Here is a 25,292-nt window from a genome sequence, read left to right as displayed (position 1 = left end):
CCGCGCCCAAACCGGGTCATCTGGAGGTTCCATGAGCGGACAACGCATTTCCTTCTACAACCTGGCGTGGCGCTGGCATTTTTATGCCGGGCTGTTCGTCGCGCCTTTCATGATCCTGCTGGCGATCACCGGGATCATTTACCTGTTCAAGCCGCAGCTCGACCCAGTGCTGTACCGCGACCTGATGGTGGTCGAGGCCGGTCACCAACGCCAGGATGCCGACACCCTCCTGGCCCAGGTGCGCCAGGCTTATCCACAGGGCCACGTGGGCCAGTACCTGCCGCCGGCCAATGCCGAGCGCAGCGCCCAGTTCGTGGTGCACGACGGCGGGCGCGAGCTGAACGTGTTCATCGACCCCTACAGCGCCAAGGTGCTGGGCGAGCAGGACGCCAAGGACAACCTGCAAGCCGTGGCCCGCGCCCTGCACGGTGAGTTGATGGTCGGCACCGTGGGCGATCGTCTGGTGGAACTGGCCGCCGGCTGGGGCATCGTGCTGGTGGTGTCCGGCCTGTACTTGTGGTGGCCACGTGGGCGCAGCAGCGCAGGCGTGCTGTGGCCGCGCCTGTCCGCCCGTGGCCGGGTGTTCTGGCGCGACCTGCACGCAGTCAGCGGCTTCTGGGGCTCGCTGCTGTTGTTGCTGATGCTGCTCAGCGGCATGACCTGGACCGGCCTGTGGGGCAAGCAGTATGCCGATCTGTGGAACCGCTTCCCGGCGGCCATGTGGAACGATGTGCCCACATCCGATCAACGGGCCGGCGCGCTGAACAACGCCCACCGCCAGACCGTGCCCTGGGCGCTGGAGAACACACCGATGCCGGTTTCCGGCGCCCATGCCGAACATGGCGCCCACCACGGCATGTCCAACGCACCGGCGGCGCCGCAGGTGAGCCTGCAGCAGGTCGAGGACCTGGCCACCACGCGCCAGGTCGAGCCCGGCTACAGCATCACCCTGCCGAGCTCGGCAAGCGGTGTGTTCACCGTCGCAGTGTTCGCTGATGACCCGCGCAACGACGCCACCCTGCATGTGGACCAGTACACCGGCCAGGTACTGGCCGACGTGCGCTGGCAGGACTACAGCCCGGTCGCCCGTGCTACCGAGCTGGGCGTGATGCTGCATGAAGGCAAGATGTTCGGGCCGCTGAACCAGGCGATCATCCTGGTGGTGTGCCTGATGATCCTGCTGGGTTCGGTGAGCGGGCTGGTGATGTGGTGGAAGCGCCGGCCAGCAGGCGGGCTGGGTGTTCCGCCACTGCGCCATGACTTGCCCCGCTGGAAAACCGCCACGGTGGTCATGCTGGTGCTGGGCGTGGCCTTCCCGCTGGTGGGCGCCTCGATGGTGGTGATGTGGGTGGTCGACAGCCTGGTGGTGCGCCGACGGATCCTGGCCGGGGCTTGAAGACTGCTTGTCTGTGCCGCCTCTTTCGCGGGAAAAACCGCTCCGACAGATTTCAGTGATCCTCTGTGCGCGCGGGTTTACCCGCGAAAAGGGGCGGCACAGGCACCACGCTGCTACACAAAAATCGAGGCGATCTGCCGCGCCCCTGGACTGGAACGCGCGTGTTAGCCTACTTGGCTCTGCACAAGAAGACTGACCCACAACGGAATGCAGCCCATGACCCGGACCTCATCAACCTCCGCAGACGATTCACATCTGCAACGCAACCTGACCAACCGCCACATTCAGTTGATCGCCATCGGTGGCGCCATCGGCACGGGCCTGTTCATGGGCTCGGGCAAGACCATCAGCCTGGCGGGGCCGTCGATCATCTTCGTGTACATGATCATCGGCTTCATGCTGTTCTTCGTCATGCGTGCCATGGGCGAATTGCTGCTGTCGAACCTCAACTACAAGTCGTTCATCGACTTCTCCGCCGACCTGCTCGGCCCGTGGGCGGGCTACTTCACCGGCTGGACCTACTGGTTCTGCTGGGTGATCACCGGCATCGCCGATGTGATCGCCATCGCCGCCTACTCGCAGTTCTGGTTCCCCGACCTACCCCAGTGGATACCCGCGCTGATCTGCGTCGCCGTGCTGCTGTCACTGAACCTGATCACAGTGAAGATGTTCGGCGAGGTCGAATTCTGGTTCGCCATGATCAAGATCGTCGCCATTGTCGGCCTGGTCGCCACCGGCCTGTACATGGTCGTCACTGGCTTCGAATCGCCGGCCGGGCGTACCGCGCAACTGGCCAACCTGTGGAACGATGGCGGGATGTTCCCCCATGGCCTGATGGGCTTCTTCGCCGGATTCCAGATCGCCGTGTTCGCCTTCGTCGGCATCGAATTGGTGGGCACCACCGCCGCAGAGGCGAAGAACCCCGAGCGCACTCTGCCACGGGCGATCAACTCGATTCCGGTGCGGATCATCGTGTTCTACGTGCTGGCGCTGATCGCGATCATGGCCGTCACCCCGTGGCGCGACGTGGTGCCAGGCAAGAGCCCGTTCGTCGAGCTGTTCGTCCTGGCTGGCCTGCCTGCTGCGGCAAGCATCATCAACTTCGTGGTGCTCACCTCGGCAGCCTCCTCGGCCAACAGCGGCGTGTTCTCCACCAGCCGCATGCTCTATGGTTTGTCCCAGGAAGGCGATGCGCCCAAGGCATTCGAAAAGCTGTCGCGGCGCGCCGTGCCGGCCAACGGCCTGTACTTCTCCTGCACCTGCCTGTTGCTGGGCGCTGCGCTGATCTACGTGATTCCCGACCTGGTCGAGGCGTTCACGCTGGTCACCACGGTCTCGGCGTTGCTGTTCATGTTCGTCTGGACGCTGATCCTGCTGTCGTACCTGAACTACCGCAAGCACCGCCCCGCATTGCACCAGGCCTCGAAGTACAAGATGCCCGGCGGACGCCTGATGTGCTATGTATGCCTGACGTTCTTTGCCTTCATCCTGGTGCTGTTGAGCCTGGAGGACGATACCCGCAAGGCCCTGATCTTCACGCCGCTGTGGTTCGTCATCCTCACCGCCACCTACCAGTTGGTGCGCAGCAAACGACACCCGCGCACCGCCGTGCGGGACACCCAGGACAGCTGAGCTGTCCTGGCCCAAGTACCGATCCTTGCGAGCCGCTGTCATGACCGCTGAAATCCGCGATGCCCTGCCCAATGACGTACCCGGCATCCTCGAGATCTACAACGACGCCGTGCGCAACACCACGGCGATCTGGAACGAGACGCCAGTCGACCTGGCCAACCGCCAGGCGTGGTTCGAGGCGCGTGCACAGCAGGGCTATCCGATCCTGGTGGCGGTGGATGACAGTGGCGTGTTGGGGTATGCCTCGTTCGGCGACTGGCGCCCCTTCGAAGGCTTTCGCCACACGGTCGAGCACTCGGTTTATATCCGGGGCGACCAGCGTGGCAAGGGCCTGGGGCCATTATTGATGAGCGCGTTGATCGATCGGGCGCGGGCGTGCGGAAAACATGTGATGGTCGCCGCCATCGAGAGCGGCAATGCGGCGTCGGTCCGCCTGCACGAGCGGCTGGGGTTCGTGGTGACCGGGCAGATGCCGCAGGTAGGGGTGAAGTTCGGCCGCTGGCTGGACCTGACGTTCATGCAGTTGATGCTCAACCCAGGCGCCAAGCCAAGCGCCTGACGGTCCAGTCGATGCGGTCTGTTCGCGGCTAAACCAGCATCCGCAGGGTTCGCGCGAAGCGGGTTTACCCGCGACCTATCCTGCGTTCAGAGGTGTATGAACCTGCCCAAACGCTGGCGCAGCATGCTGTTCTCACTGCGCAACTGTTGCACCTCATCGAGCAACTCCAGCGCCAGGGCCACCCCTTCCCATTCCAGCTCCAGGTCCCGGTGCAGCTTCACTGCCCGCCTGGCCAGCAGCGGTGCCTGATCATCGAACAACCAATCCTCCGGCGTTCGCCCCGAAGGTTCAACGATGCCGTGCTCGACGATTTCGATCACGCAGTCGGCCGTGATGTCGGCTTCCTGGCAGAGGGTTCGCATGTCCAGTTGAACGATCAGGGTGCTGCTCATGATCAACTACTCCATTGTGTCCTCGGGTTGAACGCAGCTTTCTCGGAAAGCTTGGTCCAGAGTTCGCGCGTGGCCGCATCCGACTGGCTAGGCATGACGATCTTGAGCTGGGCGTAAAGATCACCGCGCTCGCCTTGCTTGTTGGCAAGGCCCATGCCCTTGACCCGCAGACGCTGGCCACTCTGGCTGTCGGGGCGGATGGTCAGGTTGATCTTGCCGGTCAGGGTCGGCACCGCCACCTTCGCGCCCAATGCCGCCTCCCAGGGGGCCAGGGGCACGGTGATGATCAGGTCATGGCCTTCGACATCGAACAGCGGGTGCGGTGCCATGCGGATGGTCAGGAACAGGTCGCCATTGGCACCGCCCCCGACACCGGGCGCGCCTTGACCCTTGAGGCGGATACGCTCGCCGTCCGTCACCCCGGCCGGGATCTTGACGTTGAGGGTCTTGGTGGTGAACCCGGTGCGCTGGCCCATGGCGTTGGTCTGCGGCACCTGGAAGCTGATCTGCTTGGATTCCTTGCTCAAGGTTTCTTCGAGGAAGATCGCCAGTTCCAGCTCCACGTCCTGTCCTCGCCTGCCCGCGCTGCGCTGCTGCTGACCCCGGCCAAAGGGATTGCCGCCCCGGCCGCCGAAGATCGAGCTGAAGAAATCGGAGAAGTCTCCGCCCTCGAAACCACCACCACTGCCACGGCTTTCCCAGCCTGGAGGCGCCTGGAACGGCCGGCCATGCTGGCCGCCGTACTTGCGGATCTCGTCGTACTCGGCGCGTTTCTGGGCGTCGCCCAGCACCTCGTAGGCCTCGTTGGCCTCCTTGAATTTGTCCTCGGCGTCACGCTCTTTGCTGACATCGGGGTGATACTTGCGGGCGAGCTTGCGGTAGGCGGCCTTGATCGCCTTTTCATCCGCGGTGGGCTCGACGCCGAGTATCTTGTAATAGTCTTTGAAGTCCATCTAAGGGATCACCGTTGGGAATTTTTACGATGTTTCTGAAGATTGGGGTCAAGCATAGCCTTTCAAGGTTCGCCTGGGGTTGTTCCAGAGCAGACGACCGGTCTTGATTTAGTCGGCCACTGGCATAAACTGCGCGGCCGTTTTGCCTCCGGAAGCTCCTCCCCATGTCTGACGTATCCCCGGCCCGTGCCTGTGGCATCGACTTCGGCACCTCCAATTCCACGGTCGGCTGGCACCGCCCCGGCCTGGAAACGCTGATCGCCCTGGAAGACGGCAAGATCACCCTGCCTTCGGTGGTGTTCTTCAATATCGAGGAGCGTCGTCCGGTCTACGGTCGTCTGGCGCTGCACGAGTACCTGGAAGGCTACGAAGGCCGTCTGATGCGCTCACTCAAGAGCCTGCTCGGTTCCAAGCTGATCAAGCACGACACCAGCGTGCTAGGCAGCGCCTTGCCGTTCAAAGACCTGCTGGGCATGTTCATCGGCGAGCTGAAAAAGCGCGCCGAAGCCAATGCCGGACGCAGCTTCGACGAAGTCGTGTTGGGCCGTCCGGTGTTCTTCGTGGATGAGGATCCGGCCGCCGACCAAGAAGCAGAAGACACCTTGGCCGAGGTGGCACGCAAGATCGGCTTCAAGGAGGTGTCGTTCCAGTACGAGCCGATCGCCGCGGCGTTCGACTACGAGTCGGGCATCAGCCGCGAGGAACTTGTGCTGATCGTCGATATCGGCGGCGGTACCTCGGACTTCACCTTGATCCGCCTGTCGCCGGAGCGCCACCTGGTAGCCGAGCGCCAGAGCGACATCCTCGCCACCGGCGGCGTGCATATCGGCGGGACCGATTTCGACAAGCAGTTGAGCCTGCAGGGCGTGATGCCGCTGTTCGGCTATGGCAGCCGGATGAAAAGCCAGGCGCTGATGCCCACCAGTTATCACCTGAACCTGGCCACCTGGCACACCATCAACGCGCTGTACTCGCAGAAATCCCAACTGGCCTTGGGCAGCATGCGCTACGACATCGAAGACACCCTGGGCATCGACCGCTTGTTCAAGCTGATCGAAGAGCGCGCCGGGCACTGGCTGGCGATGGAAGTGGAAGCCAGCAAGATCGAGCTGACCCACCAGGACAGTCGCCGCCTCGACCTGGGCCGCATCGAGCCGGAGCTGGCCGTGGAGTTGACCCGACCACTGTTCGAAGATGCCATCGAAGGTCTGCTCGCCCGCGTGCGCGGAAGCGTCACCGAACTGCTGAACAAGGCCGGCGTGAGCGAAAGCCAAGTGGACACCGTGTTCTTCACCGGCGGCTCCAGCGGCATTCCGGCGCTGCGCAACAGCGTAGCGGCCATGTTGCCCAACGCGCGGCATGTGGAAGGCAACATCTTCGGCAGTATCGGCAGCGGGTTGGCGATCGAAGCACGCAAGCGCTACGGCGCCGTCTAAAAGCTGCAAGCTATAAGCTGCAAGCTGCAAGAAGTGGGTGTCTCCACCGACTCGCTTTTACTTGCAGCTTGCAGCTTGAAGCTTCAAACCAGCTCAGCCCGCTTGAGCTCGCTTTTCAGGTACGCGTAGTAGATCGGCCCCGCCACGACGCCGGGCAGCCCGAACGCCGCCTCGAACACGAGCATCGCTAACAGCAGCTCCCACGACTTGGCACTGATCTGACCGCCCACGATTCGCGCGTTGAGGAAGTACTCGACCTTGTGGATGACGATCAGATAGCCCAACGCTGCCACCGCCACCCAGATCGACAACGAAAGCCCCACGATGGTGATCAGGGTGTTGGACATCAGGTTGCCGATCACCGGCAGCAGCCCCAGCAGGAAGGTCAGCACGATCAAGGTCTTGGTCAACGGCAGGTGCACCCCGAACAGCGGCATCACCACGGCCAGGAAGACGCCGGTGAATGCGGTGTTGAGCAGGGAAATCTTGATCTGCGCGAAGACGATATTGCGAAACGCCTGCACCAGCAGGCTCAGGCGCTCGAACAGCGCCGCAGCCAGGGGTTTGCGTCGGGAAATGTCGGGGATGCGCTGCAGGGCCACGATCGCGCCGAGGATCATGCCGATCAGCAAGGTGACGAACATGTGCGCCATGCCCTTGCCCACCAGTTGCAGCTCACCCAGGTGGCTCTTGAGCCAGTCGCCGATCGCCACTTTGAACTCGGCGGCGCTGGCCGGCAGGTACCCTTCGATGAACGGTGGTAACTGGCTGCGGGCGCGCTCCACCAGGGCCATGAATTTATCCAGCGAGGCGCCAGGGTTCTCCGCCTCGTGAAGCAGGAAACTGAAGGCCCCGGCGATCAGCAGCGTCAGCGTACTGACCACCAGGGTGCCAAGCAGCGCCACGGCCAACCAGCGCGCGCGTTGCCCAGCGATCACCGGCTGCAGGCGCGGCGTGAGCATGTTGACCAACTCGAACACCAGCAAGCCTGCCAGCAGGCTGGGCAACAACTTCAGGGGCAGCACCAGCAGCAGGCCGGCAAACACGATGATCCAGCTGGCCAGGGTAATCTGGCGGGGGGTGAAGGTCATACAGCCTCAACGGCGGACAACGGGAAAGAGCCGCAGTCTGCCAGCCTTCGCCAGACAAACATAGGCGCAGGTCATTTCTTCTTCAGGCAATCGCTCATGAAGGCTTTGCGCTCGTCTCCCTTGAGCGCCTTGGCGCTGGCATCGGCGTTGCAGGTTTTCATCTTTTCCTGCTGGGTGGCGGGCTTGGCTTTGAGACAGGTACTCATGAAGGCCTTGCGCTCGTCGCCCTTGAGGGCCTTCTCCGAGGCCTGGGCATTGCAGGTGGTCATTTTCTCCTGTTGGGCGGTGGCTGCGAAGCTCTGGGCACTGATCAACACACCCAACACCAGCAAAGGCACGTGCAGCATTTTCATGAAGCGATCTCCTTGTCTCCACGCTGCATGCGTGGTCGTCGAGCAGAGTGTAGCCAAGATTTTTCGCCGTCCGCTCAGGCCGTGCGCGCCCGGCGACGATACTGCTCGGGCGTGCAGCGGGCCTGGCGCTGGAACATGGCGATGAACGCCGAGGCGGTGCTATAGCCGAGGTCGAAGGCGATGGACTGGATCGACAGACCCGCCTCCAGCGCCTCGATGGCGCGCAGAAAGCGCAGGCGCAGGCGCCATTCACCGAAACTGATCCCCAGCTCACGCAGGAACTGGCGCGCCAAGGTGCGTTCGCTCACATGCACAAGGCCGGCCCACTCGGACAACGGGCGATTGTCGCCAGGCTCGGCATGCAAGGCTTCGAGCACCTGGCGCAGGCCTTCACTGCGGGCGAATGGCAGGTAGCAGGCCTGCGTCGGCGCAAGGTGCAACTGGTCCAGCAGCACCTGGACCAGGCGCTGGTCGCGTTCGTCCTGGGCCACCTTGAGATCGCGTTGGGCGAAGTCGCCGAGGATGGCCTTGAGAATATCGCTGATCACCAGGGTGCAGGCCTGCTGGGGCAGGTCCTGGCACAGCTCGCTGGCCAAGTACACCGAACGGTAGACGATCGCCTGGGGGTTATAGCAGCCATGCTCGGTCCCTGGAGGCACCCACACGGCGTAATGGGGCGGCGAGACGAAGCGCTGGCCATCGACGTCCAGGTGCATGACGCCATGGGCTGCGTAGTTGAGTTGCCCCCAAGGATGACGATGCGGGGCGCTGTGGGTATCAGCGCCGAATTCGTCGTAGCGAAAGTACACCGGCGCCGGGAGTCGCTCGAAGGCAGGGATGTCGAGATATTTGCGGGCCATGTTGGCTGCTTCGAAGGGTGGGTTGTCTGGATGCGAGTATAGGCTTGTGAACAGACAAAGGATAATGACTGCCAGCTTGGGCCTGCCTGCACTTCGCGGCTCATCCGCGCCTACAGGAATACGCCGGACCTGTGGGAGCGGCTTTACCCGCGAAGGGCTTCAAGGCAGTCCCGAATTTTTGCAACACCCTCAGAGACTCACAGTTCCATGAATTACGCATTTCCCCTGCTGGCCATCCTCATCTGGGCCGGCAATACCGTGGTCACCAAGCTTTCGGCCGGGGCGATCTTCCCTGCCGAGATCGGCTTCTACCGCTGGTTGCTGGCAGGCCTGTTGTTCACGCCGTTCCTGCTGCCCCAGGTCTTGCGCAACCGCGCCGCGATCGCCCCACACCTTGGCAAGATCTTCGTCCTTGGTGTGCTGGGCATGGCCATGTACCAGAGCCTGGCCTACTTCGCCGCAGGCATCACCAGCGCCACCAACATGGGCATCATCCTCTCGCTGATGCCGCTGATGTCCCTGGCCCTGGCCATCGCCTGGCTCGGCCAACACCTGACCTTCGGTGCACTGTGCGGCGCGTTGTTATCGTTCATCGGCGTGCTGGAAGTGGTCTCGGCCGGCAAACCCAGTGCCTTGCTGCAGCAAGGCCTCAACAGCGGCGACCTGTTGATGCTGGTGGCCACCTTTGCCTACGCGCTGTACAGCTTCCTTCTGAAGAAATGGCAACTGCGCCTGCCGGCGATGCAATTGCTGTACTTGCAAGTGGTGGTGGCGATCTTCGTGCTGCTGCCGTTGTTTTTGCTGTCACCGAAAACCGGGCTGAATGCCCAGAACATCGGCCTGGTGCTGTACGCCTGCGTGCTCGCCTCCATGGTGGCGCCACGGGTATGGATGCAGGCCGTGCATCGCCTGGGGCCCAGCCGCACCACGCTGTTCTTCAACCTGCTGCCGGTGGTGACGGCAGTGATCGCCGCCGTGGTGCTGGACGAGCAGTTGGCCAGCTATCACCTGTATGGCGGCCTGCTGACATTGGCGGGCGTGCTGTTGGCCGAACGCTGGACCACACCTGTACGCCGGCCTGTTACAGCCCCGCAGCCTTGAGCCGGGCAGCGTGTTCGGTGAACAGGCGCACCGGGTCGGCGCCCCTGCCCACCGCGCCGAGGGATTGATTGACAATGTCCAGGTGATCGAGCGGGTAGTCATCGCCGATCACCTGGCCAAGATGCGAGCTGAAACGCCCGACCATGCCGTCGCACTGGCCTTTCTCATGCTCGAACGTTCGGGCGAACAGACGACAGAAGCGGTTGCTGGCGTCGAAGCGATTGCGCCCCTGATCGGTACGCCCCGGCTGCAAGGTGCCGGACCAGGAGTAATAGCGCACGCCATTGACCTCGGCATCGCCCTGCCCGCCCCAAGTGACAGGCAGGCCCTGTGGATAAGCCTGGTTGAAGCGGGCCACACCGGCAGTGGTGAAGGACTGGTGCGAGGCATGCACATCGATCGGCAGCGGGTCACGGCGCCAGCCGGTTTCCAGCCAGACCAACAGCACCGCCGTGCCATGCAGCACGGCTTTGAGCATCCGCCCTTGGGCTGAGTCTCCCGGGGCCTTGCGTTCTAGGTAGTCGGCCAGTTCCGAGCCTTGGTTGGGCCCTGCCACCGAGGTCACCGAGGCGACCCGGTCGGGCCGTTTCGCCGCGGCGTAGCGGGCGCTGAGGGCTCCCTGGCTGTGGCCGATCAGGTTGACGCGCGCAGCGCCGGTGCGCCCGCAGATGTCCTCGATGATCGCCAGCAATTGCTCGCCGCGCAGCTCACTGGAATGCAGCGGCGAGACCTGCACCGCAAAGACCTGCGCCCCGCCCCGGCGCAATGCCGGGACGATGCCGAACCAGTAGGGATAGAGCAGCAACCGCACGAAGCCGAGCATGCCCGGCACCAGCACCAACGGGTAACGCGTGGCAAGTTCCTGGCTCATTCCCTGCCCTCTGCCTGGATCGTAGGCCAACACTACAAGGCCGTGCCGGCGCGATGCAATCGAACTCCTGAGGCGCCCTGCGGTTCCAACCAGAACACCCCTGAGCAAGGAGCCGGACCATGTACAGAAAGACCCTGGCCATCCTGTTGGCAAGCGCGGCGCTGGCCGCCTGCGGCAGCCATCCGGAAAACCCGGTGGATTACGTGACCTACCGTGACGAGCCGCTGGTCAAGCAAGTGGAAAACGGCATGACCATGCAGAAAGTCATCGCCATCGGCGGCAGCCCGTCGAACGCTACCGACCTGCCCAATGGCGGTACCTGCAATGACTACATCCTCAACCGCGACGGCCACCAGCAGCCCTACTACGTGCGCTTCGACGCCACCGGTCATGTCGACGCCAAGGGCTTCAAGACCTGCAAGCAACGAGAAGAGGACCGCGAGGCCGTACCCGGCGCGTGAGCCCTCCCTGACGCACCGTGAATACCCTGATCCTTTCGGAGACGAACATGAACGCTATTGAACTGACCGATGTCCGGACCCTGCGCGAGCGTGCCCGACAACATGTCGAACAAGGCGCCGTGACCGAGGGTTACAACGCCGACCGGGACAAGATCCTTACCCTCCTCAACGAGGCGCTGGCCACAGAGCTGGTCTGCAACTTGCGCTACAAGCGCCATTACTTCATGGCCAGCGGGATCAAGGCCAGCGTCGCTGCCGACGAGTTCCTCGAGCATGCCACCCAGGAGGCCGAGCATGCCGACAGGCTGGCCGAGCGAATCGTCCAGTTGGGCGGCGAGCCGGATTTCAACCCCGACAACCTGAGCAAGCGCTCCCACGCCCAGTACGTGGCCGGCAGCACGCTCAAGGAGATGGTGCTGGAAGACTTGGTGGCCGAGCGCATCGCCATCGACAGCTACCGTGAAATCATCCAGTACATCGGTGAGAAGGACCCGACCACTCGGCGTATCTTCGAGGATATTCTGGCCCAGGAAGAAGAACATGCCGATGACATGGCGGACCTCTTGAAAGGGTTGTAAGCCAGTTTGGGGGCTGCTCTGCAGCCCTCGCGAAGAAACCCGCTCCCGCAAGCTCTGCAGTGCCGTCAGTCACACCGCTATCTGTGGAGCGGGCTTACCCGTGAAGCCTGTCTCGGCGCCCGCACTCGTCACCGATCACTTTTTCTTGCCCTTCACCGCACTCGGCGCCTTGCCTGCCTTCATTTGCTCCAGCAGCGGTGTGCACTGGTTGGGCACATCATCTCCCGGTGCGATCAGCGCCAGCAGCCCGGCCGCAGGTCCCATGGCCACGCCCAGGGCGACCATCCCTGCCCCGCGAAGCGCCAGCGGAACCGCCTGCACCCCAGCGCTGGGCTTGGCGAACGGCCCCCGCACGTAGAGCGGGGATCGCAGGGAGAACAGGCGCAGCCCTTTGGATTCAGGCGTGATCTTCAGGTCCAATTGCTCGGTGGCAAAATTCGCCGTGCCATTGATGTAGATGATCGCGTTTTCGGTGTCGAAGACGAACAGGCGCGTGGTCGCCAACCCGTCCTTGATACCCACGTTGGCCGCCGCACAGTTGATCTTCACCTCCTCGTCGCCGAACAACTTGCCAATCACATAGTTGCCCACGTTGAGCCCGGCGATTTCCATCAGGCTGCGGCTGATGGCGCCGTCGTTGATCAACAGGCTCAGATCACCATTGGAAGTGCCCAGCAAGGCCGCCACCGAATTGCCACGTCCGCTGAGGTCGGCATCGCCATTGAGTTCGCCGAAACTGGTCTGCATGGGCGCAAAGCTTGGGAACAACTGCTTGAGTTTGAAGCCCCGGGCGCTCAGGCGCGCCCGCCCCTGCATCGGCACGCTGCGCCCGTCCAGGCGTATGTTCGCGTTCAAGTTGCCGCCCGCCACGCCAAAACGCAGAGGCTCCAGACGCAACAGGCCGTCCTCCAGCAATACGTGGGCGGAGAGGTCCTTGAACGGCAATTGCTCGCTGTGCACGATGCGTTTGCCGCTGAAGGTGACGTCCGCATCCATCGCGCGCCAGCGCTCGGTACGGAACTCCTCTACCGGCAGTACCTTTCCGGTCGGCTGCTTGCTGGCGCCGCCCCGGGCCTTCTGCTCGGCGTTGGAGTCGGCGCCGATCAGCGGCGCCAGGTCCTTGAACAGCAACTGCTCGGACACCAGGTTGCCAGAGAGCTTCGGTCGTGGCTGGCTGGCGACGAACGTCAGGTCGCCGTGGATATCGCTGTCGCCAATCTTGCCGTTGAAGCCTTCATAGCGAAACCGCGCCCCCTGGGCATCGTGCAGGTTGGCGGTGAGGTGACCGTCGGTTGCGTAGGCCGGGGTGTCTGGCAGGGTCACACCCGTGAGGGGGTACAGATTGCCCAGGCTGCTGCCGGACAAGCGCAGGCGCAGATCGAGCGCCCCTAGGTTGCGCGGGTCGGTCAGGGTGCCGGCGAGCGCCACCCGGGTATCGCCGATCCGCGCGTCGGCCTGCAGCGGAAAGGGCTGGCTGGCGTCCTGCAAGGCCAGCAGACCGCCGATCTTGCCCGTGCCGGAGACCGGCTGGCCTTTGTAGGTGCCTTGGGCCTTGAGGCCAAAGGCGTAATCCTGGGCAACGCCGGTCTTCTCGGCACGGGCCTTGCCGACGATCTCGCTGAAGGGGATCGGCTTGCCCAGCGGATCGATCTGGACCTTCATTCGGGTTTTCAGCGTCTGGTCATCGAAACTGACGTTGCCTTGATCGAAGCCGATGGCGCCGATGTCCAGCACCCAGGGAGAGGGTTGGGCGTTCTCATCCTTGGGGCCGAGGTCGAAAGTCCAGTTGGCCCGGCCATCGGCCAAGCGCGTCAGGCTGGCGGTAGGCTTGGTGAGGTCGATGCGTGGAATGACGATCTGCTGGAATACCAGCGGCACCGGCGACAGACGAAACGTTACACGCTCAAGGCCGACCATGCGCGGCGCTTCGAGCCAGTCGGGGTTGCCGAGGGTCAAGTCCTCGGCCACGAAGTGCGGCCAGGGGATCCAGGCGCGCCAACCGCCCTCTGAAGGTTCACGGTGCCATTGCACGGCCAGATTGCCGTTGATCGCAAAAGGGCGGTGCAGGGCTTCGGAGACCTTCTCGTTGAGCAGCGGCTTCACGCGGTTCCAGTCGAACGTGGCGATTACCACCACCAGTATCGCCAGCAGGGTCAACAGGCTGGTGAGGATCCAGGTAAGGATGCGCAAGGGACGCGTCATTGCGTAATTCTCCTGACTGCATGGCACAAAACGGGCACCGCGATGGCACTCATTATGTCGGACTGACGAAAGCGCGCCGGGTTTAATCGATGGCGATCATAAACCGGCCCGAGCGGTCGGTGCGCGGGCCTCAACCACCGGTGACACTCCAGTTGGACTTCTCTGAAAACACTGAGCCAGAGCCGCTCAAGCGGTGTATCAATGGCATCGATTGTTACCATTACCCGGATGAACTTTTCTCTGGCGTTACCGAGCGTAGCATTGGCCTCGTACCCACTTTTCCCAGCCCCCTAGAGGAGCACCGAGATCATGAAACGCCATCTGCTGCTGAGCCTGACCCTGACAGCCCTTGCCGCCAACGCCTTCGCTTTGCCGGCTGCCGAACAACATCTTACGGCTGAATCCCGGTCCAGCGCTGCCACCGTCAGCCAGCCACTCAATACCCTGGCAGAAGGCGGTTCCGATCGCCTGATCGAGCGCAACAACCGCGTCGCCGAGGGTGGCTCCGATCGCCTGATCGAGCGTAACAACCGCGTCGCCGAGGGTGGCTCCGATCGCCTGATCGAGCGTAACAACCGCGTCGCCGAAGGCGGCTCCGATCGCCTGATCGAACGCAACAACCGCGTCGCCGAGGGTGGTTCCGATCGCCTGATCGAGCGCAACAACCGCGTCGCCGAGGGTGGTTCCGATCGCCTGATCGAGCGTAACAACCGCGTCGCCGAGGGTGGCTCCGATCGCCTGATCGAGCGTAACAACCGCGTCGCCGAGGGTGGTTCCGATCGCCTGATCGAGCGTAACAACCGCGTCGCCGAGGGTGGTTCCGATCGCCTGATCGAGCGTAACAACCGCGTCGCCGAAGGCGGTTCCGATCGCCTGGTAGAACTTGGCCGCATGGGCTGATCATCATGGCCAAGAACAACAACCCGCCAAGCAATACCTGCTCCCCTCCAAGCCCGGTCCATTGACCGGGCTTCGTTTTTTTATCTAGAGTGCCCAGCCGTACAGTCACAGAATACGTCCCATGCTGCCGCGCGCCGAACAGAAGCTACAGACACGCCAGGCCCTGCTCGATGCCGCCTGCCAGCTCATGGAGAGTGGCCGGGGTTTCGGCAGCATCAGCCTGCGCGAAGTAGCCAAGGCCGCGGGTATCGTCCCCACCGGTTTCTATCGGCATTTCACCGACATGGACGCCCTGGGCCTGGCCCTGGTGGCCGAGGTCGATGCGACGTTCCGCCAGACCATCCGGATCGTGCGGCACAACGAGTTCGAACTCGGAGGCATCACCGACGCTTCGGTGCGGATATTCCTGGATGTGGTGGCAGCCCACCGCGCGCAATTCCTGTTCCTGGCCCGCGAACAGTACGGTGGCTCCCAGGCCGTGCGCCAAGCCATTGCTCAACTGCGCCAGGGCATCAGCGCAGACCTCGCCACCGACCTGGCGCGCATGCCGCGTTGGCAGCATCTGGACGGCGCCGCACTGGCAGTGATGGCAGACCTTGTGGTCAAGACCGTGTTCGCCACGTTGCCCGAACTGATCGACAGCCCTGACGCCGCGAATCCACAGGCCCTCACCCCGCAGGAAAAGATCACCCAGCAACTGCGCTTCATTTTCGTGGGTGCGCGCCACTGGCAAGGGTTGGGAAATCCAGGCTGATCATTGCCAACAACGGCAAAGTACCGGCGCGAGCGCCCTGCAACCCCATTCTGCTACCATGGCGCACTGCCCGATTGCGACGAGCGCCTTCATGTCCGACCCCCGCCCCACCCTGCCCGAACTGGCTCGCTTCAACCAGCACTTCGCCGACTGCATCGTGCCACTGTGGCAAGGTCCGGGCTGGAATGCCGAACTGGCCCTGCCCTTTGAAGCCCTCGATGGCGAACACCGGCCCATGCCCGTGCAGCGCTACCGCGCCATGGCCTGTGCCCGACAGCTGTACCTGTTCAGCAGCCGGATCGAGCAACCGGGCGCGGCCGAGCGGGCGGCGGCGCTGTTCCGCTCGCTGCAACGGCATTTCCACGATGCCGAACATGGCGGCTGGTTCTACAGCATCGATGCCGAAGGTCGGCCACTGGACCGGCGCAAGGACCTCTATACCCATGCCTTCATCGTCTTCGCATGCGCCCATTACTGGGGCAAGGTGCGCGAGGGTCTGGTGGAGTCCGCGCTCAACGCCGCCCTGGATATCGTCGCCGAGCGCTTCGCCCGGGATGACGGGCTGTATGAGGCCAGCCTGGGCGAAGACTGGTCGGACCTGGGTAGCGGCCCCCTGCAAAATCCTCAGATGCACCTGACCGAAGCCTTCCTGCAGACCCTGGCGGTGCGCGAGGACGACGCTGTCGAGCACGCCTTGTTGTCGCTGTGTGAAGCGCTGCAGGCGCGCTTCGTCGATCCCGTCCACGGCTTGATGCTGGAGAAACCGAACGGGGCTGTGGATAACTGGTTCGAGCCGGGGCATCAGTTCGAATGGTTCTATCTGCTCGACACCTCGCCGCTGCTGCGTGGCACCCCGCTGCATGCCTCCATCGATCGTGCATTCATCTATGCCGAACAGTCCGGCGTTAAGGATTCGGCAGTGTTGGCCATGCTGGATGTCGCGGGTAAGGTGATCGACCCCACCCAACGCATTTGGGCGCAGGCGGAATACCTGCGAGCGCTGGCGTTGCGGCCGGGGAGCGGGGCGAAGTTACTGGCGCAGTTGCAGGCGCTCGAGGGTCGGTTCCTGCATGCCGGAGGCTGGTATGAATGCCGCGATGGCCAAGGCGAGGTCAGCCGGCACGACATGCCGTCCACCACGCCCTACCATTTGGCGACGTGTCTGGAAGGCCTGCAGGCTGCCTGTGCGGACAACACTTCCCTCTGCTGATCGACCGCCATGCCCCCTCACCATTGTTCTTCCATCTCGGAGGAACAATGGACATGAAAAACAACGATTTTGCAGCATTCGTGGAAACGCAGATCGACAGGGCGGCCCAGAAGATCATCGACAGCAGCAATCAACGCTACGATGAACACGCCCATGGGAAACTGAGCTACCTGCTGAGCTTGCGCCGCGTGATGAGCCAAAAAGCCACCGCCGAGGATCTCGGCCGACAGGACGCCATCAACGATGTGCTTCAAGCCCTGAACATCATCGAGCCCAACAAAACCTACTTGTCACTGATCAAATAAAGTATCGACGGCACTGCAAGAACCGGCCAAAGCCGGTTCGCGTCCGTTCAGTCCTTGCTCGAGCGGTGGACCGAAAAACCAGCCCAGTCCTGGCTCACCGGCATCAATTCGAGACTGTTGATATTGATGTGCGCCGGTTGGGTAAGCATCCAGAAGATGGTTTCTGCAATGTCCTGGGGCTGGATCGCTTCGGCGCCCGCGTAAGTGGCATCGTACCGCGCCTGGTCCCCGCCGAAGCGCACCAGCGAAAACTCGCTCTCGCACAGTCCTGGCTCGATGTTGCTGACACGCACGCCGGTGCCGCGAAGATCGCAGCGCAGGCTCAATGAAAACTGCCCGACGAACGCCTTGGTGCCGCCATAGACATGGCTGCCCGGATAGGGATAGTTGCCCGCCACCGAACCTACGTTGAGGATACTGGCCCCACGGCCATGGGCAATCAGGCGCGGCAACAGCAGCCGGGTGGTGTACATCAAGCCCTTGATGTTGGTGTCGACCATGGTTTCCCAGTCGTCCAGGTCGCAGTCCTGGGCAGGTGACGCGCCCAGTGCCAGGCCTGCGTTGTTGACCAGGCCCTGCAGCTTGTCGAAAGTCGGCGGCAGGCTGGCGATCGCCTGTTCCATGGCCTGGCGATCACGTACATCGACCGCAAGACCATGCACTAGGGTCTTGGCCGACAGCTCGGCACACAGGGCGTCCAAGCGCTCCTTGCGCCGACCGGTGAGCACCAGCTTCCAACCTGCCTCAGCGAAACGGCGGGCGGTGGCTTCACCAAAGCCGGACGTCGCGCCGGTGATGAATACGGTGGATGTCATGCGCATCTCCTTCACGGTGGGTTGTCGTCGACAGATGCTCAGCATGGTCTGCTACATCGTCTCCAGCAAGCTCACCCCATGCTGGTCAATAAATAGCCAACACCTTGAAACCCTTGTAATAGACAGGCTCAACGCACCTATACGCACCTTATCCACAAGGCTTTCCCCACGGATTGGGGGCAACTCGTCATCCTGAATGAACGCAACGTTGTCCAGCGGGTCTGTGGAGCGCTTTTCGGTGATGGCCCAACGCTTTCAATGGTGCCGCTTGCAGCGGTCTGTCCAAGGCTTTTTCACAGAGTTATCCACAGCCTTCGCCAAACATCGACACGCTGTTTGCGGACTGCGCGGCTGCAGTAAAAACGTCCTCAAGCCTGACCTGGTCAAAAAACATACAGATGCCTGTAAGGCGCGCCGGTAAAGGCGTAGAGACACCTGCCACCATGTTTTCCACAGGCGGTTCCACACGATCCGTGGACAAAACGAAGCCTGTGGAAACAATGACTTGCGAAGGGATTCTGCGGGCCCTCGTGCAGGGTATGCGACAAGTTGTCCACATTGGCGTGAACAACCGGGCCGCGCTGCGGCCCGGTTACTGGGTCAGTGTCCGCCGAGGTAGGCGTTGCGCACTTCCTCGTTGACCAGCAGCTCCTGTCCCGTACCGCTCATGCGGATCTGGCCGTTGACCATCACATAAGCCCTATCGGAGAGCTTCAGCGCATGGTTGGCGTTCTGCTCCACCAGGAAGATGGTCATCCCTGTCTTGGCCAGCTCGCGCAAGGTCGAAAAGATCTGCTTGACCACGATCGGCGCCAGCCCCAGTGACGGCTCGTCAAGCAGCAGCAACTTGGGACGGCTCATCAATGCCCGGGCGATGGCGAGCATCTGCTGCTCGCCGCCGGACATGGTCATGGCCCGCTGGTTACGACGCTCCTTGAGCCGCGGGAACAGTTCGTACATGCGCTGCATGTCCTCATCGGCATGCTTGTCGCCAATCGGGATGGTCCCCATCATCAGGTTTTCCTCGACAGTCATGTCGGGGAACACCCGGCGTCCTTCCGGCGACTGGGCAATGCCGTTGGAGGCGATGTAGTGCGAGGACTTGCGGGTGATGTCGGTGCCCCGGTAGACGATCTGCCCGGACGCGGCCCGGGGCTGGCCGAAAATCGACATCAGCAAGGTCGACTTGCCGGCGCCGTTGGCCCCGATCAGGCTGACCGTCTCGCCTTCGTTGATGTGCATGCTGACTTTCTTCAGCGCCTGGATGGGCCCGTAGAACACATCCAGATCCTTGAGCTCGAGAATGGGTGCACTCATACCAGTTCCTCTTCGTCGGCACCCAGGTAGGCGGCGATTACCGTCGGGTTGTTGCGGATGTCCTGCGGCGCACCTTCGGCAATCACGTTGCCGTGGTCGAGCACCACGATATGGTCCGAGATGCTCATGACCATGCCCATGTCGTGCTCGATGAGCACCACGGTGATGTCGTGTTCATCGCGAAGCACGCGGATCATGCGGCTCAGGGCTTCGGTTTCCTGGGGGTTGAGACCGGCAGCCGGTTCGTCCAGGCAGATGATCTTCGGCCGCGTGCACATGGCCCGGGCGATCTCCAGGCGACGCTGCTGTCCGTAGGACAGCTCGCCGGCCAGGCGATTGGCGCAATCGACCAGATCGACCACCTCCAGCCAGTAGAACGCATGGTCCAGGGCATCGCTTTCGGCCTTGCGGTAGGCCTTGGTGTTGAGCACGCCAGCCAGCAGGTTGCGGTTGACCCACATGTGCTGAGCCACCAGCAGGTTCTCCACCACCGACATTTCCTTGAACAGGCGAATGTTCTGGAATGTCCGGGCCAGGCCTGCGCGGTTGACCAGGTGGGTACCGCCGAACATCTTGTAGTACAAGCGATTGGCAAAACGCGCCGGGGACACGAAATCCGCCGCCTGGAAACGCTCGCCGAGCAACTGGATCACATTGGTGCGGCCACCGCGCACGTTCAGTTCGATGCGCCCGCCACTGGCCTTGTAGAAGCCGGTCAGGCAGTTGAACACGGTGGTCTTGCCGGCGCCGTTGGGGCCGATCAGGGCGAAGATCTGGTTGCGCCGGACCTTCAGGCTGACATCGCTGAGCGCTTTGATGCCGCCGAACTGCATCATCAGGTTGTCGACCGAGAGAATGATATCGTCGCTCATGGCGCCACTCCTTTACGCGGGGTCACACCGGCACGGCTGATGCGGATCAGCCCTCGCGGTCGCCAGATCATCATCAGCACCATCAGCACACCAAACAGCAGTACCCGGTATTCAGAGAAGCTGCGCAGCAACTCAGGTGCCACAGTCAGCACGAACGCGGCAATCACCACGCCTACCGTCGAGCCCATGCCGCCGAGCACCACGATCGCGAGAATCAACGCCGATTCGAAGAAGGTGAACGAAGACGGGTTGACGAAGCCTTGATAGGTGGCGAAGAACACCCCAGCCAGGCCTGCGGTGGAAGCGCCCAGGGTAAACGCCGATAGCTTGACCAGTACATGGTTCAGGCCCATCGAGCGGCAGGCGATCTCGTCCTCGCGCAGCGCCTCCCAGGCCCGGCCGACCGGCATGCGGGTCAGACGGTGCTTGATGTACAGGACGGCCAGCACCACGATGAACAGCACTGCATAGATGAACACGAACTTAAGGTTGGCGTTGTATTCGAAACCGAAGAACTCGTGGATGGGCACTCCGCCATCCTTGGCCCTACGGCCGAACTCAAGGCCCATGAAGGTCGGCGCCGGTGCCGGCATGCCGTTGGGGCCACCGGTGAACGACAGCCAGTTGTTCAGCACCAGGCGGATGATCTCACCAAAGCCCAAGGTCACGATCGCCAGGTAGTCGCCATGCATGCGCAACACGGGGAATCCAAGTATGCACCCGGCCAGTGCCGCGGCGATGGCCGCCAGTGGCAGCACACTCCAGAAGCCCAGGCCAAGGTACTGGTAGCCCAAGGCCAGACCGTAGGCACCAATGGCGTAGAACGCCACGTAGCCCAAGTCGAGCAGGCCCGCCAGACCTACCACGATGTTCAGGCCCAAGCCCAGCAGCACGTAGATCAGGCCGAGGATGACCACGGTGAGCAGGTACTTGTTGGCAAAGACCGGAAACACGATGGCGATGACGATCAGCGCCGGAATGATGTAACGCAGCCGTGATTTGTAGTCAGGCGCCAGCACGTGCACGCCCGAGCCGCCACTTTCGAAGCCCTGGAGCATGCGCTGCCCCGAGGCGGTCTGCAAAAACAGGCTGAGCAGGAAGCGCCCCAGCATCACCCCTCCGACCAGCCAGGCCACGCGACGGGGTTCGGCATTGAAGCTGTAGCCGTCGAGCACCACGCCGACGACAGGGCCAAACACGATCAGGGCGAGCAGGCCAGCGACGATGGTCTCCAGCAGGCTGCGCTTGATATCGAAACCAGAAGAAACAGTATTGGCAGCAGACATGTTCACACCTTAGCCACGAGCGGGCGACCCAACAGGCCTTGGGGACGGAAGATCAGAATCATCACCAGCAGTGAGAAACTGAACACGTCCTTGTAGTCGGAGTTGATCAGGCCGGAGAACAACGACTCGGAGATCCCCAGGATGATCCCGCCAAGCATGGCGCCTGGGAGCGAGCCAATGCCGCCGAGCACCGCGGCAGTGAACGCCTTGATGCCGATGATGAAGCCGGCATAGAAGTCGAAGGTGCCGTAGTTCATGGTGATCAGCACGCCTGCGAGGGCAGCCATCACCGCACCGATGACGAACACGTAGGAGATCACCCGGTCGGTGTTGATCCCCAGGATCGAGGCCATCTTGCGGTCTTGCTGGGTCGCGCGGCACATGCGGCCGAGCTTGGTGTACTTGATCACATAGGTGAGCAGGGCCATGCCGACGAAGGCCGCCACCAGGATGAAGATCTTGGTGTAGGTCAGTTGCACGAAGCCGGTCCCCACTTCGACGCGCCAGGCGCCTTCGAGCAGGGTGGGCACGCCTTGCTGGCGGGCACCCTGGCTGATCTGCGCGTAGTTCTGCAGGATCAGCGAGATGCCGATGGCACTGATCAGCGGTGCCAGGCGGGTGGAGTTACGCAGGGGCTTGTAGGCGATGCGCTCGATGGTGAAGCCATAGATGCCCGTGACGACGATGGTGAACAACAAGGTTCCCAACATCAGCAGCGGAAACGACTCGATACCGAAGTAGGCCAGCAATGCCAGGCTGATCGCCGCGAGGTACGCGGAGATCATATACACCTCGCCGTGCGCGAAGTTGATCATGCCGATGATGCCATAGACCATTGTGTAGCCGATGGCGATCAGACCATAGACAGACCCGAGGGTCAGTCCATTGATCAGTTGCTGCAGGAAAATACCATCCATAACGCAATCTCACCTGATTGAGATTGCACGAGCGCCGACCACGGCGGACCACCGCTGAAGCGGCCCTCGCAGCGCAGAACTGTGCAGATCTACGGATAAAGACAGGTACCGCGGGGCTGCGGCCCGGAGCACTGCGCATCCGGGCCGGTCGCCATTGTTATTTTTGTTTTTCCAGCTGGTGGTACTTGCCGTTGGCATCCCACTGGTAGACCACGTAGTCGGAGACGGTCAGGTCGCCCTTGTTGTCCCACTTCTTCTCGCCCATGACGGTCTGGACCGGGTTGGCCTTGAGCCACTTGGCAGCGTCTTCGCCCTTGTTCGACTTAGCGCCGTTGAACGCGGCAGCCAGGGCCTGGAGGGAAGCGTAGGCGTACAGGGTGTAGCCCTCAGGTTCGGTACCGGCCTTGCGGAACTCCTCCACCACCGCCTTGCTGTCAGGCAGCAGGCGCGGGTCGGCACCGAAGGTCATGTACACGCCATTGACGTACTGGGCACCGCCAGCGGTGGCTACCAGTTCGTCGGTCACGATGCCGTCGTCGGACATGAACTTCACATCTTTCAGACCTTGTTCGCGCAGTTGGCGTACCAGTGGGCCGGCTTCTGGGTGCAGACCACCGAAGTAGACCACGTCGGCACCGGTGGAACGAATCTTGGTGACCACCGCGCTGAAGTCTTTCTCGCCTCGGGTCAGGCCTTCGTACAGCACAGGTTTCACGCCACGTTTTTCAAGCTGCGCCTTGGTCGCATCGGCCAGGCCCTGACCATAGGTGTCCTTGTCGTGCAGGACAGCGACTTTCTTGCCCTTGAGTACATCGACGATGTAGTCGCCGGCCACGATGCCCTGCTGGTCGTCGCGACCGCACATGCGGAACATGGCCGAGAGCCCTCGCTCGGTCACCTGAGGGTTGGTCGAGCCTGGGGTGATGGCGATCACGCCAGCTTCGTCGTAGACCTCAGAGGCCGGGATGGTGTTGGAGGAGCAGAAGTGACCGACCACGCCGATGACTTTGTCCTGATCGACCAGACGGTTGGCCACGGCCACGGCTTGCTTGGGTTCGCAGGCGTCATCGCCCTTGACCAGGATGATCTTCTCGCCGTTGACCCCACCTGCGGCGTTGATCTTGTCGGCTGCCGCCTGGGCACCTTTCATGTACTGCTCGCCAAACGCTGCGTTGGCACCGGTCATCGGGCCTGCGACGCCGATCTTCACATCGGCCTGAACAAACGAGGAAACACCCAGTGCCGAAGCTACGGCGAGAGCCAGGAAACCTTTCTTGTAAAACGTCTGCGACATGAGGTGGTGCTCCTTAGAGTTTTTTTGGTTGGCACTACAACTTTCAGCACTGAGCTCAGAGCAAGCGCCGTGCCAGCAGATTTGTCTTCGTCGCAAAACGCAGTGAGAGAGCGGACTAAAGGCGACCGACGGCCTTTTCTTTATTGAGCGTGCAACCGTCTAACCTAGACAAGTCGCAACCCTGCTGGCCATTCTGTGCAACCGCTCGGCGCCATCATTGCAACCCTGGCAAGTGTTTACGTGCAACCGCCCTGTAACAGGGCGACGTCACCGAACTGCACACTGCAAGTGCACAACTGCTACAGGGGGCACCGTTACGAGGCGGCGCAGTGTGTAGGAAAGTGCCCGTATCACGGGCGACAAAAGCGCCAAATCGCGGAACAAGCCCGCTCCGACAGGGGCTGCCCGGGCCGAACCGCACGGGCCATTACCGAAGCCAATGTGCTCACGACGGCGCAAACGCTGGCACAATGGCGCGGATTCCGCGCGCCTGCTTTGTGACGCGAGCGCCGCCACTTGGAGCCCCTCAATGAGCGAGAGCGCATTTGCCGAGCGCATCGTGCACAACCTGCTCGACACCGACTTCTACAAACTGACCATGATGCAGGCTGTCCTGCACAACTACCCGGATGCAGACGTGGAATGGGAGTTCCGCTGTCGCAACGGCGAGGACCTGCGCCCGTACCTCGACGAAATCCGCAAAGAAATCGAACACCTCAGCGACCTTAGCTTGGACGAAGGTCAGCTGGCCTTCCTCGAGCGCATCAGCTTCCTCAAGCCCGACTTCCTGCGTTTTCTTGGGCTGTTTCGTTTCAACCTGCGTTACTTGCGTATTGGCATCGAGAACGATCAGCTGTTCTTGCGCCTGCGTGGCCCATGGCTGCACGTGATCCTGTTCGAAGTGCCGTTGCTGGCCATCATCAGCGAAGTGCGCAATCGTCATCTGCACCCACGCATGCGCCTTAGCGAGGCGCGTGATCAGTTGTACCGTAAGTTCGACTGGCTGCGTGCCCATGCCAGCGACGAGGAGCTGGCCGAACTGCAAGTGGCCGACTTCGGTACCCGGCGGCGCTTTTCCGGTCGAGTGCAGGAAGAAGTGGTACGGGTGTTGCGTGATGACTTCCCAGCGCGCTTCGTCGGCACCAGCAACGTGGACCTGGCCTGGAAGCTGGATGTCAGGCCCCTGGGCACCATGGCCCATGAGTGGATCATGGCCCACCAGCAACTGGGCCCTCGGCTGATCGACAGCCAGATCGCCGCGCTGGACTGCTGGGTCCGCGAATACCGCGGGCTTTTGGGCATCGCCTTGACCGACTGCATCACCATGGATGCCTTCCTGACCGATTTCGACCTGTACTTCGCCAAGCTCTTCGACGGGCTGCGCCATGATTCCGGAGATCCGGTAGCCTGGGCGGAGAAGGCCATCGCCCATTACCGTAAACTGGGCATCGATCCGATGACCAAGACGCTGGTGTTCTCCGACGGCCTGAATCTGACCCGTTCGCTGGAAATCTTCCGCGCCTTGCGCGGTCGCATCAATGTCAGCTTCGGTATCGGCACCAACCTTACCTGTGACATTCCTGGTGTAGCGCCGATGAGCATCGTGCTTAAAATGACCGACTGCAACGGCTCGCCGGTGGCCAAGATCTCCGACGAGGCCGCCAAGACACAGTGCCGTGACGAGAATTTCGTCAATTACCTGCGCCACGTATTCAAAGTCCCCAGCAAGGAGTAACC

25 protein-coding genes are annotated in these 25,292 nt (G+C 62.3%); 12 read left to right on the top strand and 13 right to left on the bottom strand.

Going from position 1 to position 25,292, the window contains the following annotated elements; genetic code table 11:
• Positions 1-31: 31 nt before the first annotated feature.
• From AB1N67_RS02835 to AB1N67_RS02825, 3 genes are all read left to right on the top strand, one after another.
• A complete protein-coding gene (locus tag AB1N67_RS02835; RefSeq protein ID WP_182817078.1) occupies positions 32-1,396 on the top strand; it encodes a PepSY domain-containing protein in 1,365 nt (454 codons plus the stop codon).
• 216 nt (positions 1,397-1,612) lie between these two features.
• Positions 1,613-3,028 carry a D-serine/D-alanine/glycine transporter gene (gene cycA, locus AB1N67_RS02830; protein ID WP_043207947.1) on the top strand — a complete coding sequence of 472 codons (1,416 nt, stop codon included), beginning with the start codon at positions 1,613-1,615 and terminating at the stop codon, positions 3,026-3,028.
• Between the two features lie 40 nt (positions 3,029-3,068).
• On the top strand, positions 3,069-3,587 hold the full coding sequence (locus AB1N67_RS02825; RefSeq protein ID WP_043207949.1) for a GNAT family N-acetyltransferase: 519 nt from the start codon (positions 3,069-3,071) through the stop codon (positions 3,585-3,587).
• 86 nt (positions 3,588-3,673) lie between these two features.
• On the opposite strand, the gene AB1N67_RS02820 is transcribed toward AB1N67_RS02825, so the two are convergent.
• Both AB1N67_RS02820 and cbpA read right to left on the bottom strand, forming a co-directional pair.
• Complete coding sequence (locus AB1N67_RS02820) at positions 3,674-3,979, bottom strand: chaperone modulator CbpM (RefSeq protein ID WP_043207952.1); 306 nt, start codon at positions 3,977-3,979, stop codon at positions 3,674-3,676.
• A gap of 2 nt (positions 3,980-3,981) precedes the next feature.
• Entirely contained in the window at positions 3,982-4,932 is a 951-nt protein-coding gene (cbpA, locus tag AB1N67_RS02815) for a curved DNA-binding protein (protein WP_367863514.1), read from the bottom strand.
• Positions 4,933-5,096: 164 nt separating this feature from the next.
• Here cbpA and AB1N67_RS02810 point away from each other — a divergent pair, with 164 nt between their 5' ends.
• Entirely contained in the window at positions 5,097-6,368 is a 1,272-nt protein-coding gene (locus tag AB1N67_RS02810; protein ID WP_043207958.1) for an Hsp70 family protein, read from the top strand.
• A gap of 83 nt (positions 6,369-6,451) precedes the next feature.
• On the opposite strand, the gene AB1N67_RS02805 is transcribed toward AB1N67_RS02810, so the two are convergent.
• From AB1N67_RS02805 to AB1N67_RS02795, 3 genes are all read right to left on the bottom strand, one after another.
• Positions 6,452-7,459: an AI-2E family transporter gene (locus AB1N67_RS02805; protein ID WP_043207960.1), complete on the bottom strand. Its 1,008-nt coding sequence runs from the start codon at positions 7,457-7,459 to the stop codon at positions 6,452-6,454.
• A gap of 71 nt (positions 7,460-7,530) precedes the next feature.
• Positions 7,531-7,812, bottom strand: a complete 282-nt coding sequence (locus tag AB1N67_RS02800; RefSeq protein ID WP_043207962.1) for a PsiF family protein — start codon at positions 7,810-7,812, stop codon at positions 7,531-7,533.
• Between the two features lie 74 nt (positions 7,813-7,886).
• Positions 7,887-8,672, bottom strand: a complete 786-nt coding sequence (locus tag AB1N67_RS02795) for a helix-turn-helix domain-containing protein (RefSeq protein ID WP_043207965.1) — start codon at positions 8,670-8,672, stop codon at positions 7,887-7,889.
• A 207-nt stretch (positions 8,673-8,879) separates the two neighbouring features.
• On the opposite strand from AB1N67_RS02795, the gene AB1N67_RS02790 reads away from it, so the two are divergent.
• Positions 8,880-9,773 carry a DMT family transporter gene (locus AB1N67_RS02790; protein WP_043207967.1) on the top strand — a complete coding sequence of 298 codons (894 nt, stop codon included), beginning with the start codon at positions 8,880-8,882 and terminating at the stop codon, positions 9,771-9,773.
• Here the strand turns inward: AB1N67_RS02790 and AB1N67_RS02785 are convergent.
• The gene (locus AB1N67_RS02785; protein WP_102081275.1) at positions 9,754-10,644 is read right to left on the bottom strand and encodes a triacylglycerol lipase; all 891 of its coding nucleotides are present in this window, start codon (positions 10,642-10,644) and stop codon (positions 9,754-9,756) included. The two genes, AB1N67_RS02790 and AB1N67_RS02785, sit on opposite strands and share 20 nt — an antisense overlap.
• A 119-nt stretch (positions 10,645-10,763) precedes the next feature.
• On the opposite strand from AB1N67_RS02785, the gene osmE reads away from it, so the two are divergent.
• Positions 10,764-11,105, top strand: a complete 342-nt coding sequence (osmE, locus tag AB1N67_RS02780) for an osmotically-inducible lipoprotein OsmE (RefSeq protein ID WP_043207971.1) — start codon at positions 10,764-10,766, stop codon at positions 11,103-11,105.
• 47 nt (positions 11,106-11,152) lie between these two features.
• Positions 11,153-11,683 (top strand): bacterioferritin, encoded by a 531-nt coding sequence (locus tag AB1N67_RS02775; RefSeq protein WP_043207973.1) that lies wholly within the window; start codon positions 11,153-11,155, stop codon positions 11,681-11,683.
• A gap of 135 nt (positions 11,684-11,818) precedes the next feature.
• On the opposite strand, the gene AB1N67_RS02770 is transcribed toward AB1N67_RS02775, so the two are convergent.
• Positions 11,819-13,885, bottom strand: a complete 2,067-nt coding sequence (locus AB1N67_RS02770; RefSeq protein WP_043207975.1) for an AsmA family protein — start codon at positions 13,883-13,885, stop codon at positions 11,819-11,821.
• A gap of 309 nt (positions 13,886-14,194) precedes the next feature.
• Here AB1N67_RS02770 and AB1N67_RS02765 point away from each other — a divergent pair, with 309 nt between their 5' ends.
• The 4 genes from AB1N67_RS02765 to AB1N67_RS02750 all read left to right on the top strand — a co-directional run bounded on the left by AB1N67_RS02765 (position 14,195) and on the right by AB1N67_RS02750 (position 17,054).
• Positions 14,195-14,785 (top strand): phage infection protein, encoded by a 591-nt coding sequence (locus AB1N67_RS02765; RefSeq protein ID WP_182942246.1) that lies wholly within the window; start codon positions 14,195-14,197, stop codon positions 14,783-14,785.
• A 121-nt stretch (positions 14,786-14,906) separates the two neighbouring features.
• Complete coding sequence (locus tag AB1N67_RS02760) at positions 14,907-15,539, top strand: TetR family transcriptional regulator (RefSeq protein WP_043211922.1); 633 nt, start codon at positions 14,907-14,909, stop codon at positions 15,537-15,539.
• Positions 15,540-15,630: 91 nt separating this feature from the next.
• Positions 15,631-16,749 carry an AGE family epimerase/isomerase gene (locus tag AB1N67_RS02755; protein ID WP_102081278.1) on the top strand — a complete coding sequence of 373 codons (1,119 nt, stop codon included), beginning with the start codon at positions 15,631-15,633 and terminating at the stop codon, positions 16,747-16,749.
• A 53-nt stretch (positions 16,750-16,802) separates the two neighbouring features.
• The gene (locus tag AB1N67_RS02750) at positions 16,803-17,054 is read left to right on the top strand and encodes a hypothetical protein (RefSeq protein WP_043211929.1); all 252 of its coding nucleotides are present in this window, start codon (positions 16,803-16,805) and stop codon (positions 17,052-17,054) included.
• Positions 17,055-17,101: 47 nt separating this feature from the next.
• On the opposite strand, the gene AB1N67_RS02745 is transcribed toward AB1N67_RS02750, so the two are convergent.
• The 6 genes from AB1N67_RS02745 to AB1N67_RS02720 form a co-directional block, all read right to left on the bottom strand.
• Positions 17,102-17,869, bottom strand: coding sequence for an SDR family oxidoreductase (locus AB1N67_RS02745; RefSeq protein WP_043212011.1), 768 nt, complete (start codon positions 17,867-17,869; stop codon positions 17,102-17,104).
• Between the two features lie 600 nt (positions 17,870-18,469).
• Positions 18,470-19,186 carry an ABC transporter ATP-binding protein gene (locus tag AB1N67_RS02740; RefSeq protein ID WP_043211932.1) on the bottom strand — a complete coding sequence of 239 codons (717 nt, stop codon included), beginning with the start codon at positions 19,184-19,186 and terminating at the stop codon, positions 18,470-18,472.
• Positions 19,183-20,058 (bottom strand): ABC transporter ATP-binding protein, encoded by an 876-nt coding sequence (locus tag AB1N67_RS02735; protein ID WP_043211934.1) that lies wholly within the window; start codon positions 20,056-20,058, stop codon positions 19,183-19,185. Before AB1N67_RS02735 ends, AB1N67_RS02740 begins: the two co-directional genes overlap by 4 nt.
• The gene (livM, locus tag AB1N67_RS02730; protein ID WP_043211937.1) at positions 20,055-21,344 is read right to left on the bottom strand and encodes a high-affinity branched-chain amino acid ABC transporter permease LivM; all 1,290 of its coding nucleotides are present in this window, start codon (positions 21,342-21,344) and stop codon (positions 20,055-20,057) included. Before livM ends, AB1N67_RS02735 begins: the two co-directional genes overlap by 4 nt.
• 2 nt (positions 21,345-21,346) lie before the next feature.
• Complete coding sequence (locus tag AB1N67_RS02725; RefSeq protein ID WP_043211939.1) at positions 21,347-22,261, bottom strand: branched-chain amino acid ABC transporter permease; 915 nt, start codon at positions 22,259-22,261, stop codon at positions 21,347-21,349.
• A 157-nt stretch (positions 22,262-22,418) separates the two neighbouring features.
• The gene (locus AB1N67_RS02720) at positions 22,419-23,555 is read right to left on the bottom strand and encodes a branched-chain amino acid ABC transporter substrate-binding protein (protein ID WP_043211941.1); all 1,137 of its coding nucleotides are present in this window, start codon (positions 23,553-23,555) and stop codon (positions 22,419-22,421) included.
• A gap of 529 nt (positions 23,556-24,084) precedes the next feature.
• Here AB1N67_RS02720 and pncB point away from each other — a divergent pair.
• Positions 24,085-25,290, top strand: a complete 1,206-nt coding sequence (gene pncB, locus AB1N67_RS02715) for a nicotinate phosphoribosyltransferase (protein WP_043211943.1) — start codon at positions 24,085-24,087, stop codon at positions 25,288-25,290.
• Positions 25,291-25,292 lie beyond the last annotated feature (2 nt).

Source organism: Pseudomonas guariconensis, from assembly GCF_040822035.1.
Lineage (GTDB): Bacteria > Pseudomonadota > Gammaproteobacteria > Pseudomonadales > Pseudomonadaceae > Aquipseudomonas > Aquipseudomonas guariconensis.
This window is presented reverse-complemented; position numbering and strand designations above follow the sequence as displayed.